Below are 15,293 nucleotides of genomic sequence, written 5' to 3'. Positions count from 1 at the left end.
TGCGGCGCGTCAGCAGGGTGGCGGTTGGCACTACCGTTAAGGCTGAAGGCTGAGACAGGGAGGCCGCCAAGCGATCCTCGTGATCCGAAGCACTGGGAAGGGTTGGGGACTGAGGCGAGAGTAGGGGTTGCGTCATGGCATTCAATCCTGCGGAAACATGCGGCTATTTCGCCGCAAAGGCCGGATGGGTACGGCTGCCCGGCTGGCCGGGGTCGAGCAGCGTTTCGAGAAGGTCGGCTTCGATCGCCGCCGCGCGGGTTTGGGTTGCGGCATCGCGGCCGCGCGGACGCGGCAGGTCGACCTCGATTTCGCGGATCACCCGAGCCGGGCGAGGCGAGAGCACATAGATGCGGTCGGACAGATGCACGGCTTCGCGCACATCATGGGTCACCAGCATGGCCGTCCAGCGGTGTTTTTTCCACATTTGCTCGAGCCAACGCTGCATACCGGCGCGTGTGAGGGCATCAAGCGCGCCAAACGGCTCGTCGAGCAGAAGCATCGGCTTGTCCTGTACGACGGTGCGCAGCAGGGCTGCGCGCTGGCGCATGCCGCCGGACAGTTCGGCGGGATAATTCTCTTCGAAGCCGGAAAGGCCGAACTCGGCAAACAGCGGCGCCACACGCTCGCGCGCATGCCTGCGGCGCATGCCCTGCACTTCAAGGCCGAGCGTCGTGTTGTCGAGAATCCTGCGCCACGGCATCAGCGCATCGCGTTGTGGCATGAAGGCGAACGGACGTCCGGCTGCCGCAAGCGGCTGCCCATCGAATTCGATCGCACCCGCATCCGCGTCGATGCCCCCGGTCAACAGCTTGAAAAGCGTGGATTTCCCGCAACCGGAGGGGCCGAGAATGGAGACGAATTCCCCGGGCTGCACCGTCATGGAAATAGCGGCAAGCACCGGAAGGTCGCCGTAACGGCAACTGACGGCATCGAGTTTCAGACGCGGTACGTTCATCGTTCCTGACCTCCGACGGAACCCCGGCGCGTCCACGGCATCGAGAGCCTTTCCGCAAGAACGGCAAGCCCGAACAGGCAGAGCGTCAGCACGGCGCTTACCAGCACCGCGGCCAGCACGAGGTCGGGTCGGAAATTGTTCTTGGCATTCAGCATATAAATGCCGAGACCTTTGGCGGCACCGGCATACTCGGAAAAGATCGCGCCGACGACGGCATAGGTGATCGAGATTCGCAGGCCTGCGAAGAAGAAGGGCAGGGAAGAGGGCAGGCGGGCGACACGGAAAAGTTTGAAACGCCCGGCGCCCATCGAGGTCAGCAATTGTTCGAGTTCAGGTTCGGTCGCCTCATAACCGCGCGAAAGCGCGACCAGCATGGGAAAGAAGGTGACCAGCGCCACCAGCAGGATTTTTGGCAAAAGCCCGAAGCCGAACCACAGCACGACCAGGGGCGCGATCGCCACAAGCGGCAAGGTCTGGCTGACGATGAAGACGGGAAAAAGCGCCCGCTTCAGCGCCGGCACGAAATCGACGATGACGGACAGAAGGAAGGCTGCGACAAGCGATAACGAAAAACCCGCAAGCGTGGCGCTGAGCGTGGGGATGGCGTTGTCGAGCAGAGCCTGCCGGTATTGATAGGCTTGCGCGAGAACCCGCGACGGCGCCGGCAAGGTCGTGGGCGAGACGCCGGAAAAGAGTGCATAGGTTTCAAAGATCAACGCCAGACCGCCGACAGCCATAACAGCCGGCAGGGCATTACGGAGATGAAGCCATATCGAGACGGCGGGCCGCCCGCGCACGGGGTGCGAAAACAACATGAACATGCCTCGGCCGTTCGCAGGACGCGTGGAAAATCAGCGCGCGGAGGGGCTGTTGGCGGAGACCGTCAGGTCGATCGTCACATGTCCGGCCGGTGGCCCGAAACGCACCAGCGCCTCATGCACGGTGGAGAAGACCGCACCGGTGTCGCCGCGCAGCTTGGTGCAGAAATTCTTGGATTTCTCAAACGTGCCGGAATTCTTCACGAAATCGATGCAGCCATAGATCTCATCCATGTGGCCGTCGATGCCGAGCGTGTATAGCGAGAACTGCGCCGCCGCCTCCTGACCGATCACCGGTGCATCGCCGACCGCCAGATGCGCCTTCAGCTTGCGCTCGGCAAGCGGCGCCAGCGGTCCGGAAAATTCCGGTGTCTGGCAGATCGGGTCGTCCGGCTCGCCCGGGCATCCGCGCGAGATCGTCGCATGCAGGACGCAATGCTTGCCACTCTTCGACGCTGCCGCGAACAGGTCGCGCATGGCGGCGAACACGATATCAGGTGTGCCGACGAGCAGCGTGGAGATATCGTCCGTCTCGATCCGCAGCTTTTCGCGATAGGGCTCGAGCGCCGACAGCGCGTCTGTGATGACGCCGACGAAATCGTCGGTCATCGGATACAAAGAAATCTGCGCGCCGGAAAACATCGCTCTACCTCGCTCCGCTGGCATTATCCAGATCAGCTGAAGGGTCCACGGTCATGCGACCATATCTCAGCCCCGGCCTTACGGAGCACCCCTGTAATCGCGGCTAGTTAGACCGGATTGGGGACGGATGGCAAGGTGGGTTGTCGAGAAAAATGGCGAGGCGGATCGCAAGCCCATTCAGGCTTCATCAATATTGGCAAAGCCATCACGTCAGCCTCTCTTGGGCCATGGCACTGGTACCTCACGGCGATTACCGCAAAATGGAATCCGAGAGTTCAGCAACCCGGCAACGAAAAAGGAGGGCTTTCGCCCTCCTTCCCATTGTCGCGTCTACGGACCGCTCCGGTTCATTCCCACTCGATCGTGCCCGGCGGCTTGGAGGTAACATCATAAACGACGCGGTTGATGCCGCGGACCTCGTTGATGATGCGGGTCGCGGTGCGGCCGAGGAAGTTCATGTCGTAGGGATAGAAATCCGCCGTCATGCCGTCGACCGAGGTGACGGCACGAAGGGCGCAAACGAAATCATAGGTCCGGTAATCGCCCATGACGCCGACAGTCTGCACCGGCAGCAGCACGGCAAAGGCCTGCCAGATCGTGTCATAGAGACCGGCCTTGCGGATTTCGTCGAGATAGATCGCATCGGCCTTGCGCAGGATATCGAGCTTTTCGCGAGTGACGCCGCCTGGGCAGCGGATGGCGAGGCCCGGACCCGGGAAGGGGTGGCGGCCGATGAAGCTTTCCGGCAGGCCGAGTTCTCGGCCAAGCGCGCGAACTTCGTCCTTGAACAGTTCGCGCAAGGGCTCGACGAGCTGCATGTTCATGCGCTCGGGCAGGCCACCGACATTGTGGTGGCTCTTGATCGTGACCGACGGGCCGCCGGAGAACGAAACGCTTTCAATAACGTCCGGATAAAGCGTTCCCTGCGCGAGGAAGCGCGGTTCGCCCTTGCCGTCGGCAGCGATCTTTGCCGCTTCCGCCTCGAAAACCTCGATGAACAGGCGGCCGATCGTCTTGCGCTTGACTTCAGGGTCGCTTTCGCCGGCAAGCTGGGTCAGGAACAGGTCGGAGGCATCCACGGCCACGAGCGGAATGTTGTAATGGTCTCGGAACATGCCGACGACCTGTTCGGTCTCACCCTGACGCATCAGGCCGTGATCGACATAGATGCAGGTCAGCTGGTCGCCGATCGCTTCATGGATCAGGATGGCGGCAACAGAGGAGTCGACGCCGCCGGACAGGCCGCAGATGACGCGCTCGGTGCCGACCTGGTCCTTGATCTTGCGGATCATTTCGGCGCGGTAGGCGGCCATGGTCCAGTCGGATTTCAGGCCGACGATCTTGTGCACGAAGTTGGAGAGAAGCTTGGCGCCATCCGGCGTATGCACCACTTCCGGGTGGAACATCGTCGTGTAGTAATGACGGCTCTCGTCGGCGGCGATGGCGAAGGGCGCGTTTTCCGATGTCGCAATGACCTCGAAACCGTCCGGCAGCTGCGTTACGCGGTCGCCGTGGCTCATCCAGACCGGATAACGGCCACCCTCAGCCCAGAAACCGTCGAACAGCGGGCTGGCCTTCTTGATCTCGACATCTGCGCGACCGAATTCGGCGGCATGGCCACCTTCGACGACGCCGCCGAGCTGGGTGCAGAGCGTCTGCTGGCCATAGCAGATGCCGAGAATCGGCACGCCACTGTCGAAAACCGCCTGCGGTGCGCGCGGGCTGCCTTCGGTCGTGACCGAAGCCGGGCCGCCGGAAAAGATCACGCCTTTCGGCGCGAGCCTGTCGAAGGCTTCGGCGGCACTCTGGAAAGGATGGATTTCGCAATAGACGCCCGCTTCGCGGACGCGGCGCGCAATCAGCTGCGTTACCTGGCTGCCGAAATCGATGATGAGGATGCTGTCGGGATGCGCTATCTGGGTCATGGCGAGCCTTTAGAGAAAACTGGCATTTCTGGCAACCGGACAAACGCCGAAAATGACCGCTGCATAGCGGATTCGCACTGGCCTCATAGCGAAAGGTGGCCGCTTTCGATGGCGCCCGTCAGCTTGTCGACGGCGTCGGCCAGCTTTTCGTCGATCACGGCCAGGTATTCCGTCCAGTCTCCGACATGTTTCAGCTCCTCCTTTCCATCGGAAATGCCGCGCAGGCCGATCAGTTGGACGCCGAACAGCTGGCAGCAGCGCATGACGGCGAATGTCTCCATGTCCACCATATCGGCGGCGATCAGATCGTAAGCGGAGCCCGATACGATATTGCCGCCGGTGGACAGCGAGGCCTGTGCAAGGCCGGGGATTTTCAATGGCAGTGGCAGGATGGCGGGGTGATCGAGAAACGGGGTCGCACCCTTTTCGAAACCGAGCGGTGAGGCATCCATGTCGCGATAGGCGACGGAAGAGACCTGATAGATGCCGGTCTGTTCGAGGCTGCGCGAACCGGCGGATCCGAGTGAGACGACGAGATCCGGCAGACCACCGGCGGTTTCGAGCAGCGCCAGTTCGCGTGACAGGACGGCTGCGGCTTCCACGGGGCCGACACCGGTCATCAGCGGCGTGATGCGGCTTTTGAGATGCGGCCCATATTCGGCATCCACCGCCATGACGAACAGCACCGACTTTCCGGCAATCCGTATTGTCGGAGCAAGCGCAAGCGGGCGGATCATTCGACAAGGTCCTCGCGACCACGGATCACCATCATGCTGCCGCTCATTGAGGCGATCAGTTTGGCCGGCCCGTCACCCACCGCATAGGCGCGTCCATCGGCCACGATGATGGTAGAGCCCGGCTTGGTGATTTCGCCGCGAAACAGAAAACGCTCGCCGCGGCCCGGCGACATTAGGTTGATCTTGAATTCGATGGTAAGGATCGAGGCTTCGGGCTCGATCAGCGTATAGGCGGCATAGCCGCAGGCCGAATCGAGTCCGGCCGCAATGACGCCGGCATGCAGGAACCCGTGCTGCTGCGTCAGTTTCACGTCGAACGGCATTTCGATTTCGACAATGGCACGCTCGACGCGTGTCAGTTCGGCGCCGAGCATGGCCATGGTCGGCTGGCCTGCAAAGCTTTTCTTGATGCGTCTTTCAAAGTCGCCGGGATCGATCACCGTCATGTCTGCTCCTGTTGGCCGCCGCGAGATTTGCACAAGGCAGGCCCCGCCCGCAAGCGCGCCTTGTGCCGCGTCGGTCATTGCCGAGGGTCTGCACGGGAAAAGAAAGACAGGGTTCAGGGGTTCAGCAGCACGATGGCGAGGTTGAGGTAGGTGGCAAAGGCGACCCATGCGGCATAGGGCACGAAGAGCAGCGCCGCCTTGCGGTTGGCATTCCAGCTGGCTGCGATAAACAGCAGGATGAAGAACAGCATGGGCACGATGATGGCCAGTCCGAGGGGCGCGTTCTGCAAGCCGAAAAAGGCGGGCGACCAGCCGAGGTTAAGAATACCCTGCAAACCGAAGATGACCAGCCGGCTGCGATTGTTTCGATCGAACCAGGTTTCAGCAAGCGCCGTGCCAATCATGACGTAGAGGGCCGCCCAGACAGGTCCGAAAATCCAGTTCGGCGGATTGAGCGGTGGCTTCTGCAGGTTCTGATACCACTCACCCGGCATGTTGGCGATACCGCTCAAAACGCCGATGGCCACACATGCTGCAACGAATAAAATATAGGTAATCAGTTTTCGCATCTGGCTGACATAGGGCCATGCGCACGCGAGTAAAGGCTCACTTTAGCGAAATGATATATACCGCTGAGTAGCGGCTTCCGTTGCCGCGAAACGGCACAGAGGGGTCCTGAAAACTCCTGCAAGCGCCAAACCCAGATCAATCCGTCGCGGTCAATTGCGACGCATGCGGCAGAAGAAGAAGCCGTCGGTGTCTGTCAGGGCGGGCGTGAGCGTCAACGTCGCGCCATCGCGCGAATGCGGCCGCAAAGCTGTGTCGCCGAACAGGGAGGTCCATGCCGGACCTGCAGGTTCGATCGAAAACCGGGGATCGCTCTTAACGAAGCGTCTCGCCTGCAGATCGTTTTCCTCCGGCAGAACCGAACAGGTGACATAGACCAGCGTGCCGCCCGGCCTCACATAGGTGGCTGCCTCGGCCAGCGCTGCCTGCTGCTGCTCGATCCGTTCCTCGATATTCCGGGGGGTCAGCCGCCATTTGGTATCGGGACGGCGACGCCATGTGCCGGTGCCGGTGCAGGGTGCATCGACCAGGACGGTATCGAGACGGCCCTTGAGGCTTTCCATGCGGCGTACATCATCATGTACCTGCGCATTGCGCACACCTGCGCGTTTCAGCCGCTCGATAATCGGCGCGAGACGCTTGCGGTCCGTGTCATAGGCATGGATCTGCCCCTTGTTGTGCATCGCGGCTGCCATCGCCAGCGTCTTGCCGCCGCCACCGGCGCAATAGTCAAGAACCTGCGCGCCTTCCGAAGGCATGACCAGATCCGCGACGATCTGCGACCCTTCGTCCTGCACTTCGAACCAGCCCTTCTGGAACGAAAGTTCTGCGGTGACGTTGGGCAGGCGGGAAGGACCTTCCCCGGCGGCAATCCGGACACCGTTTCTGGCAATCGGTGAGGCCGCAGCTGCGGAGCGATCAAGCGACTTGACGACCTTGTCGCGGGTCGCCTTCAGGGTATTGGCGCGCAGATCGAGCGTCGGTCGCCCGGCGAGCGCCTGGGCCTGGGCCAGCCAGTCCTCGCCGAAACCGGCTTCGAAGGACGGCTGCAGCCAGTCCGGAATATCGCCCTGGACGTGAAGAGGAGCGTCAGCAAGGTCGCGGCTCAGAAGCGGTGCGAAAGATGGGAGATCGGGCGCGAACTTGTCGTCCAGCAGTTCGGCCTGGAGCGTGTCGCGCGAATACGCCCATTGGCGTACCAGAACGGCGAAGGCCAGTGCAGCCGGGCTGTCGTCTTCCATCAGCCAGGCATGCGACAGGCGCATGCGCAAAGCGTCATAGACGATGTTGCCGATGGCTGCGCGGTCGCCGGATCCGGCAAACCGATGGGACAGGCCCCAGTCCTTGAGGGCGTCTGCGACAGGGCGCTTGCGCGCCTCTATGTCGGTCAGAACCTCGATGGCTCCGGCTACTCGTCCGCCCAGTCGCATGTCACACTCCGTATCGGTTGAACCCGTATGGCCGGGGTCGTACCGAGGTTTTGGTGTCAGGGCAAGAGGCGGAACCGCAATCGCCGATGGCTGGCAGGTGCGAGACCGAATGCGACCAGTTGCGCTCCGGAAGCGGCAGCCTTCGGGGCTGAAGATCAGCCTTCCTTGAGGCCCTTGCCTGCGCTCTTCTGGCTGCCGCCGTCTACGATCTGGTAGCAGACCTGTGCGGTGCCGGAATTGACCATGCCGATATTGCGGGCAGCGGCCTTGGAGACATCGATAATCCGGCCGCGGATGAACGGGCCACGGTCGTTGATGCGCACGACGACGCTTTTGCCATTCTTCTTGTTGGTCACCAAAATCTTGGTGCCGAAGGGAAGCGAACGATGTGCCGCCGTCATGAGGCTGGCATTCATGCGTTCACCGGAGGCGGTTTTGGATGTGAGCGCATACCAGGAAGCATGGCCACAACCGGGCGCAGCATTTGCCTGCGCGGCACCGAAACTGCTGAGAGCAGCCACGGCAGCTGCGATGGAAAGTGAGCGTCGGAAGAAATTCAAATCGTATTGTCCCCTGTGGTCGAAGAGCCGCAAAAGCGGGCGGCGACGGTAAAGCGGGGTCAAAAAAGGCGAAAAAGTGGGCAATCCATTCACGGAACATTACACGTTGTAACAATCGTGATGTCCTTTATGGTTGATGAATTATGAACGGACCCGCCAGAATCGCAGTAAAATCAGTAGATATCGCAAAACCATTCACTCGGATCCCGCCGCCGCCGCCGTTCACAGAAAACGCTGAAAAAAATTTTGCGTAAGGCCGTTTCAAACTGCCCCACTTATGGATTTTCTGTGGGAGACCGCCCAGATCTTTAAGAATTTATGACCGCGGCGAAGGCTTTGGGGAGAAAATCCATCCAGTCCCTGCGATTTTACCACGGGCAGCATGGCCGCAACAATCACCCAAACCAGCGACCGGACGACCATAGCTCGGCCAGCGACGAGCGGTAATTCGGGAAAGCAAATTGAAATCCAAGGTTGCGCAAAGCCGCGTTGGAGATGCGTTTGTTATCGCCGTAGAAGGAGCGCGCAATAGGCCGCATGTCGGCGGTCTCGAAGTCCTGTTCCGGGGGCGGCTGCACGCCCATCAGGCGAGCAGCTTCACTCACCACATCCTGTGGCGGGGCCGGTTCGTCGTCGGTGACATTGAAAATGCCTGCCCGGTTGGAAGAGGCCAAGAACATCGTCGCGTTGGCGATGTCTTCCACCCGGATGCGGTTGAAGACCTGATCCTTCTTGATGATGCGATGCGCCGTGCCGCGATGGAGATTGACCAGCGCGTTGCGGCCGGGACCGTAAATGCCGGCAAGCCGCAGGATGGCAACGGGGATGCCGGCTGCTCGTCCAGCCTCACGCCATGCCGCTTCGGCCCTAACCCGCTCCACCGCACGTGCGGATTTGGGCTGGCAGGGCGTCGTCTCGTCGACCCAGGCTCCATCGTGGTTGCCGTAGACGCCGACGGTCGAGAGGTAAGCGACCCAGGTCAAAGCCGGAAACCACCGCTTGAGATCGCCTTCGGTCAGCCGCAGCAGGCTGTCACCCCCGGATCCTGGCGGGATCGACTGGACGAGATGCGTAGTGGTAAGCATGGCGCCGCGCAACACGGGCGACAAATGCTCGCCATCATAGAGATAAGGAATGATGCCGCGGCTGCCGAGATGCGCCAGTCTGTCAGGGCCGCGGGTGGTGCCTGCCGCGGCCTTGCCTCGGGCAAGGGTTGCCGCGCCTATCGCCTGCCCGGAATAACCCGCCCCAAAGATCATGACCTGCATCACGCCGCTCCTGCGATCGCCCATTCCGCTTCGACTTCGGCATCCTCGTCGATAACGCGGGCAGCGGCGAACCGTTCGAATTCGTCACGCGTCATCAATCGCGATAATGCCCAGACGGCCATGCCGCGCACGGTCGCTGAAGGGTCGCGGGACAACGCGATGCAGATGTCGATGAAGCTGCGCTCGCCCGAATTGCCGGCGGCGATCAGCGCATTGCGCACAAATCTGGCGCGGCCTATGCGCTTGACCGGCGAGCCACTGAAGAAGCTGCGGAACTGCGGATCATCGAGGGTCAGCAGAAAGGCCAGAGAGGGTTCCTTCAGGTCCTCGCGGGCCCGCAGCTTCATCTCGCTGGCACTGGCAGCAAATTTGTTCCACGGACAGGCGGCCAGGCAGTCGTCGCAGCCATAGATGCGGTTGCCGATCAGCGGCCGAAGGTCCGGGGAAATCGAGCCCTTATGCTCGATCGTCAGATAGGAAATGCAGCGCCGGGCGTCGATTTGGTATGGGGCGGGAAAGGCGTTCGTCGGGCAGGCATCGAGACAGGCGCGGCAGGAGCCGCAGTGATCGCGCTCGGGCTCGTCGAAATCGAGATCGGCAGTGGTGAAAAGACTGCCGAGAAACAGCCATGAGCCATGCGTGCGGCTAACGAGATTGGTGTGCTTGCCCTGCCAACCAAGCCCGGCGGCAGCCGCCAGCGGCTTTTCCATGACCGGCGCCGTGTCAACGAACACTTTCACATCCACACCGGCGCGAGCGGCAAAGCGTGTGGCGATTTCCTTCAAGCGTCCCTTGATGACGTCGTGGTAATCCCGATTGCGGGCATAGACGGAGATATTGCCCCGGTCGGGCCTGGACAGAAGTGCGCGCGGGTCCTCGTCCGGACCATAATTCATGCCGAACATCACGATCGAGCGCACATCGCTCCACAGAACCTTGGGATCGCCGCGACGTTCGCTTGTTTCCTCCATCCAGCTCATCGTGCCATGCCGGCCGGCGTCGACGAATTCGACAAGGCGGGCAGGGGCCTGCGGAATGCTGTCGGGTGCGGTGACGCGGCAGAGGTCAAAACCCTGCGCCTGCGCCTCGGCGCGGATAAGGGCGGTTAGCCGGCTGGCGTACAGTCGATCCTTTTCCGAGCGAACATCCTGCCGCGGCGGAGCCTCTGCCCGCGCGGCCTGCTGTTTCGTCTCAGAAGTCGAGATCCGCATAATGGGACACCGGGGTTAGGCCGCGGACACGTTCCGCAAGAAGCGGCCGGAAGGACGGCCGCGATTTCAGCCTCTGATACCATTCCTTGGCGATCGGTGTCTCCTGCCAATCGATCTCGCCGAGATAATCGAGAACCGAGAGCGAGGCGGCTGCGGCAAGATCGGCATAGGACAGCCGTTCGCCAGCAAGCCAAGGCCTGGAGCCGGCCAGCCAGGACAGGTATTTCATATGCTGGCGAATATTGGCCCGCGAGGTGCGCAGCACTTTCGAATCCGGTGCACCGCCACCCTGCGCGGCCGTCATCTGCAGCTTGTAGGCCCGTTCGCGGGTCAGCGGCAGCGTCACGTCGCGTTCCATTTTCAACAGGAACCATTCGGTCAGGCGGCGGATCTCCGCGCGCTGAAAAGGATCTTCGGCGAGCAGCCGACGCTCGCGCTTCAGAACGCCGTGGGTCTCATCGAGAAATTCAAGCAGCACGTTCGGACCGCTCAGGACCCGCATATTGTCATCGACATAAACAGGAAGCGTACCGGCCGGATTAAGCGCCAAAAATTCCCGTCGCTTTTCCCAGGTCTGCTCTTCCACGAGGTCGGTCTGAAAACCGTATTCGGCGAGGATAAGCCGTACGAACCGGGACGCAGACGACATGGGGTGATGGTAGAGCGTGGGCATCGGGACTCGGTTGTTGGACTGCAATTATCAGTGGAAGCGGGAGAACAGCTCCAGATCCCCAATGTGGCTGACATAAGGCGACTGTGCCCAATTACCAGACCAGCGGCCGTAAGGAGCAAGTGTCGCGGCTTTAAGTTAATTTTTCAAAAAAATGGTCAAGATAAATATGGTGGCGTTAATAATCATGCAGTCGGCAGCCAAAAGAAAAGGGCAAGCGGCACACCGCTTACCCTTTTTGATCGAAATCGTGCTGTCAGCGCGTTCAGCGCGCGATCGACCCCGTACTGCAGGGGTCTACACCATAGGCGGGTGCGCAGGAACCCTTTCCGGCGGCAACCGTGCCGGGCGCCATGAAAGAGCCTGCGAGAATGATCAATGCCGCACACGCAAAAAACAGTGCGATGGACTTGCCCATGGAATTTTGCCTTTCGGAGGAAGGTACGTCTGTCACGGTAAGAATGGCTTTCCTGAAATCCGGGAGCCTGCGGTTTATTGCCCGGATTTCAAACACACAATAGGGAATTCTACTGAATCGATGGTTAAGGCGATCCTATTTCTCTAAGCGTTGTTTCTATCACACTGTCCCGCGTAGAACGCACAAAGCGCAGGCATGGTTTGCCTGCGCTCTAGATTCTGCCGCCGTGATCGAATGGCGCGTCAAGCCGCCTTGCCGGTATTGGTGAACTGGCCCTGCGGGCGGTAATGCACCACGTAATGGGGAAGCACATTGCCAAGCAGCGTCGGCTGGATGCCCATGTCGGCAAGCGTACGGCCTTCGCTTCGGGCCGCCTCGGAAACGATGGTGTCGGTCTTCAGCAGCGTGACCTGATCTGCCGTCAGCGGTGGCGTGATCAACGGGATTTTCGAAGCGACGCCGCCGATCAGCGAAGCGATGCCGAACGGCAGCGACACGAAACCGCGCTTGCGGCAGGTGACGCGCAAGATCGTCTCAAGACACTGGCGGAAGGTCATCACTTCCGGTCCACCGAGCTCGTAGGTCAGGCCGGACGCGACCGTGCCGTCGACCGTCCGGGCCACGGCTTCCGCGACATCGCCGACGAAGACCGGCTGGAATTTCGTGTTTCCGCCGCCGATCAGTGGCAGGAACGGCAGGTTGCGGGCCATGGCGGCAAATTTGTTGAAGAAATTGTCTTCCTTGCCGAAGATGATCGACGGACGCAGGATCACCGCCTCCGGCAACGCTTCCAGAATGGCCAGCTCGCCGCGGGCCTTCGTGCGGGCATAGGATGAGGCGGATTTTACATCGGCGCCGATGGCGGAAATATGGGTAAGCCTGGCACCGGCGGACGCTGCTGCTTCGGCAATGGTTTTGGCGCCCAGATCCTGAACCGCATCAAACCCGTTCTTTCCGCTTTCGAACAGGATGCCAACGCAGTTGACGACATGCGAGGCGCCGGCGACGGCACGCTCCACCGATTGACGATTGCGCAGATTGGCCTGCATCAGCGCGATCTGGCCGGCATAGCCATCGGGACGCAGAAAGCCCGCAAGATCGGGACGGCGCACTGCCACGCGAATACGGTAGCCGCGCTTCGCCAGAGCCCGCACGACATAACGCCCGACAAAGCCCGAACCTCCAAAAACGGTGACGAGCGGCGGAAGATTGGACACGGTCATGGCATGCTCCGGGAATGGGCCTGTGGCGGGTTGTCGCATTCTCTTAGCGGAAACGCGACGACAGGTGAAGTGGTTGCGTGGCGCCTGCGAATGCAATGTCAGGCATTCGTGAAGATGCGCGGCTGAAGGTCATGCGCCTTGATGCAGCGCCCCAATGCCGGCGGCGCTCGAGCGCAATGGCTCGCGCGTCAGACGCCTTCGACGACCAGCATGTCGGCGTCGGCGACCTCCTGGCGGATTTTCGCGGCCGCCTGGTATTCCGGCGAATTGTAGCAGTCGATCGCCGCCTGAACGGAGGGAAACTCGATGACCACATTGCGGCTGCGGGCCTCGCCCTCGAGATGGCTGACCGGACCGCCGCGGGCAAGGAAGACCGCCCCGAACCGCTCGAAGGCAGGCCTGGCGGTTGCGACATAATCCTTGTAGCGTTCGGCATCGCGCACATCGACGCGGGCAATCCAGTATCCTTTCGGCATTGCCTTCTCCTCGCTCGGTCTGGCGCTCAGGCGCCGTTCGCAGGCTGAAGCGCCTGCTGCATCTCTTCCAGAATGGCTTGGGCCGCCTGCTTCGGCTCGGCGGCCTTGACGATCGGGCGGGCCACGACGAGATGGGTCGAACCCGCTTTCAGGGCGTCGTAGGGGGTTACGACACGCTTCTGGTCGCCAGCTTCGGCGCCCTTGGGGCGAATGCCGGGCGTGACGATCGCCATGTCCGGGCCGACAATGCCGCGCACGATCGCGGATTCCTCTGCCGAACAGACAACGCCGCCCATGCCGGCTTCGCGAGCCTGCGTCGCACGGATGCGAACCAGTTCCTGCGGCGTATGCGCATAACCGGCTTCGGTCAGGTCGCCAGCATCCATCGAGGTCAACACGGTGACGCCGAGAAGGCAGAGATCGGAGCCCTTGGCACCCTCGACGGCGGCGCGCATCGCCTTCGGATAGGCGTGCAGCGTCAGCATGGTCATGCCCATGCCGGCAATCGCCTCGACACCCTTCGCCACCGTGTTGTCGATGTCGAGCAGTTTCATGTCGAGAAAGACTTTCTTGCCGTCCTTGGCAAGATCGCGGGCCAGTTCCAGACCTCCGATAAAGGCCAGCTGATGTCCGATCTTGTAGAAGGAAACGGCGTCGCCGAGGGTCACAACCATCGCTTCGGCTTCGGCGATCGTGGGAATGTCCAGGCCTACGATCAATCGGTCACGCGCGCTCATGGCCTAACTCCCTGCCAGCTTTCGATTGGGGTCCAGTCGCACGAGATGGCGCGGTTCGCAAGATCAAAGCAGAACAGATTGCCGCCGCCGGCAGGCTGGTCACCGTCGCGGGAAATGGGCTTGGCGGCCAAATAACATTTCAAAAGCGTTCCGACGCCGCCATGGCCCACGAAGGCGATCGGGACGTCCGGATCGTGATCGGAAAGGATACGCTCGAGGGCGGACACGATCCGCGCCTGTGCATCGATTGCCCGTTCCCATCCCCTAAAGCTGTCGTTCGGATGGGCGAAGAACAGGTCGGCGGCCTTTTCGAACTCCGGCGGCGAAAGGAAGCCGGTTGCGGAGCGGTCGTTCTCACGGGTGTCGGGAACGATCATCGTCGCGACATTGGCGGCGGCAGCCAGGATCGCGGCGGTTTCGATGGCTTTCGTTTCGTCGCTGGAAATGACCCGGCCCAGCTGTCTTGCCCAGCCACAACGGGCGGCCTGTTCGGCCCGCGCCCGTCCGAGATCGGAAAGGCCCCAAAGGGGCACCGGCACGGTCGGATCGATCCGTACCTGCGGGTGCGTGATGTAAAGCGCGAAACTCAACGCGTTCAGTCGCGGCTATAGACCCAGAGCTGCGCCGGCGGAATGTTGCGCACGACGAAATCGTAATGCTTGATCTTGTAGCTGCTTGGCTTGGCTATGACCGGCGAAACCGGGCCGTAGGTAATCTGGATCACCGGCCGGCCCGCCGGCATGCGGTCGAGAAGATCCTCGATCAGGGCGATGCGGCGCTCCATCGGAAAGCTCAGAAGCGGGATTGCGGAGATGACGCTGTCGAAGATCACCCCGTTCTTGTCGCCCAAGGTCTTGCTGAGATCGAACGCGTCGCCATTGATGAAGTGGACCCGGTCATATTCCTTGACCAGGTTCTGGTAGAAATCGGTCGAGAACTCGATCGACACCAGGTTTTCAGGCGCGATACCGCGCTCGAGGATCGCCTTGGTGATGACGCCGGTGCCGGGCCCGAGTTCGAGAACGGGCAGGCCGGAGGAGGGGGTGATGACGCTGGCCATGCGCCGAGCGGTGACGGACGAGGTCGGGCAGATCGCGCCAACGCTTTTCGGACCATCCATCCAGCCCTTGAAGAAACGGATTTCCTCGTCAAACCTGCGGCCGAGCCGTTCCTTCAAACGCAGTTCCATCCCGGCTGTCTCCTCGCTGTT

At 61.5% G+C, this 15,293-nt stretch carries 17 protein-coding genes and 1 riboswitch; all 17 genes read right to left on the bottom strand.

Going from position 1 to position 15,293, the window contains the following annotated elements; genetic code table 11:
- Nucleotides 1–163 precede the first annotated feature (163 nt).
- The 17 genes from ACQKKX_RS13850 to pmtA all read right to left on the bottom strand — a co-directional run bounded on the left by ACQKKX_RS13850 (nucleotide 164) and on the right by pmtA (nucleotide 15,272).
- On the bottom strand, nucleotides 164–955 hold the full coding sequence (locus ACQKKX_RS13850) for an ABC transporter ATP-binding protein (RefSeq protein WP_427571325.1): 792 nt from the start codon (nucleotides 953–955) through the stop codon (nucleotides 164–166).
- Nucleotides 952–1,770, bottom strand: a complete 819-nt coding sequence (locus ACQKKX_RS13845; RefSeq protein WP_427571324.1) for an ABC transporter permease — start codon at nucleotides 1,768–1,770, stop codon at nucleotides 952–954. Before ACQKKX_RS13845 ends, ACQKKX_RS13850 begins: the two co-directional genes overlap by 4 nt.
- A 36-nt stretch (nucleotides 1,771–1,806) precedes the next feature.
- Nucleotides 1,807–2,415 carry a YkoF family thiamine/hydroxymethylpyrimidine-binding protein gene (locus tag ACQKKX_RS13840; RefSeq protein ID WP_427571322.1) on the bottom strand — a complete coding sequence of 203 codons (609 nt, stop codon included), beginning with the start codon at nucleotides 2,413–2,415 and terminating at the stop codon, nucleotides 1,807–1,809.
- Nucleotides 2,407–2,518, bottom strand: a riboswitch (TPP riboswitch). (Overlaps the previous gene by 9 nt.)
- A gap of 244 nt (nucleotides 2,519–2,762) precedes the next feature.
- Nucleotides 2,763–4,340, bottom strand: a complete 1,578-nt coding sequence (gene guaA, locus ACQKKX_RS13835; RefSeq protein ID WP_427571321.1) for a glutamine-hydrolyzing GMP synthase — start codon at nucleotides 4,338–4,340, stop codon at nucleotides 2,763–2,765.
- 83 nt (nucleotides 4,341–4,423) lie between these two features.
- Nucleotides 4,424–5,077 (bottom strand): 5'-methylthioadenosine/S-adenosylhomocysteine nucleosidase, encoded by a 654-nt coding sequence (locus ACQKKX_RS13830; RefSeq protein ID WP_427571319.1) that lies wholly within the window; start codon nucleotides 5,075–5,077, stop codon nucleotides 4,424–4,426.
- Entirely contained in the window at nucleotides 5,074–5,523 is a 450-nt protein-coding gene (locus ACQKKX_RS13825; protein ID WP_427571317.1) for a PaaI family thioesterase, read from the bottom strand. The genes ACQKKX_RS13830 and ACQKKX_RS13825 overlap by 4 nt, the downstream gene beginning before the upstream one ends.
- 113 nt (nucleotides 5,524–5,636) lie before the next feature.
- Nucleotides 5,637–6,092 carry a TspO/MBR family protein gene (locus ACQKKX_RS13820; protein ID WP_427571315.1) on the bottom strand — a complete coding sequence of 152 codons (456 nt, stop codon included), beginning with the start codon at nucleotides 6,090–6,092 and terminating at the stop codon, nucleotides 5,637–5,639.
- A 150-nt stretch (nucleotides 6,093–6,242) separates the two neighbouring features.
- Nucleotides 6,243–7,520 (bottom strand): RsmB/NOP family class I SAM-dependent RNA methyltransferase, encoded by a 1,278-nt coding sequence (locus ACQKKX_RS13815; protein ID WP_427571313.1) that lies wholly within the window; start codon nucleotides 7,518–7,520, stop codon nucleotides 6,243–6,245.
- Nucleotides 7,521–7,675: 155 nt separating this feature from the next.
- Entirely contained in the window at nucleotides 7,676–8,080 is a 405-nt protein-coding gene (locus ACQKKX_RS13810) for a septal ring lytic transglycosylase RlpA family protein (RefSeq protein ID WP_427571312.1), read from the bottom strand.
- Between the two features lie 395 nt (nucleotides 8,081–8,475).
- Nucleotides 8,476–9,348, bottom strand: coding sequence for an SDR family oxidoreductase (locus tag ACQKKX_RS13805; protein ID WP_427571310.1), 873 nt, complete (start codon nucleotides 9,346–9,348; stop codon nucleotides 8,476–8,478).
- Nucleotides 9,348–10,559: a tRNA epoxyqueuosine(34) reductase QueG gene (gene queG, locus ACQKKX_RS13800; protein ID WP_427571309.1), complete on the bottom strand. Its 1,212-nt coding sequence runs from the start codon at nucleotides 10,557–10,559 to the stop codon at nucleotides 9,348–9,350. Before queG ends, ACQKKX_RS13805 begins: the two co-directional genes overlap by 1 nt.
- Complete coding sequence (locus ACQKKX_RS13795) at nucleotides 10,540–11,232, bottom strand: glutathione S-transferase family protein (protein WP_427571307.1); 693 nt, start codon at nucleotides 11,230–11,232, stop codon at nucleotides 10,540–10,542. The genes queG and ACQKKX_RS13795 overlap by 20 nt, the downstream gene beginning before the upstream one ends.
- Before the next feature lie 657 nt (nucleotides 11,233–11,889).
- Nucleotides 11,890–12,870: a complex I NDUFA9 subunit family protein gene (locus ACQKKX_RS13790; protein WP_427571306.1), complete on the bottom strand. Its 981-nt coding sequence runs from the start codon at nucleotides 12,868–12,870 to the stop codon at nucleotides 11,890–11,892.
- A gap of 188 nt (nucleotides 12,871–13,058) precedes the next feature.
- Entirely contained in the window at nucleotides 13,059–13,346 is a 288-nt protein-coding gene (locus tag ACQKKX_RS13785) for a DUF1330 domain-containing protein (RefSeq protein ID WP_427571304.1), read from the bottom strand.
- A gap of 26 nt (nucleotides 13,347–13,372) precedes the next feature.
- Complete coding sequence (pyrF, locus tag ACQKKX_RS13780; RefSeq protein ID WP_427571302.1) at nucleotides 13,373–14,083, bottom strand: orotidine-5'-phosphate decarboxylase; 711 nt, start codon at nucleotides 14,081–14,083, stop codon at nucleotides 13,373–13,375.
- Nucleotides 14,080–14,673: a histidine phosphatase family protein gene (locus tag ACQKKX_RS13775; protein ID WP_427571300.1), complete on the bottom strand. Its 594-nt coding sequence runs from the start codon at nucleotides 14,671–14,673 to the stop codon at nucleotides 14,080–14,082. Before ACQKKX_RS13775 ends, pyrF begins: the two co-directional genes overlap by 4 nt.
- 5 nt (nucleotides 14,674–14,678) lie before the next feature.
- Nucleotides 14,679–15,272: a phospholipid N-methyltransferase PmtA gene (pmtA, locus tag ACQKKX_RS13770; protein ID WP_427571298.1), complete on the bottom strand. Its 594-nt coding sequence runs from the start codon at nucleotides 15,270–15,272 to the stop codon at nucleotides 14,679–14,681.
- Nucleotides 15,273–15,293: the final 21 nt, after the last annotated feature.

This window comes from Neorhizobium sp. NPDC001467, from assembly GCF_050275975.1.
Taxonomy (GTDB): Bacteria; Pseudomonadota; Alphaproteobacteria; order Rhizobiales; family Rhizobiaceae; genus Neorhizobium.
The sequence above is the reverse complement of the archived record's forward strand: the minus strand, read 5'-3'. Positions and strand labels throughout refer to the sequence as shown.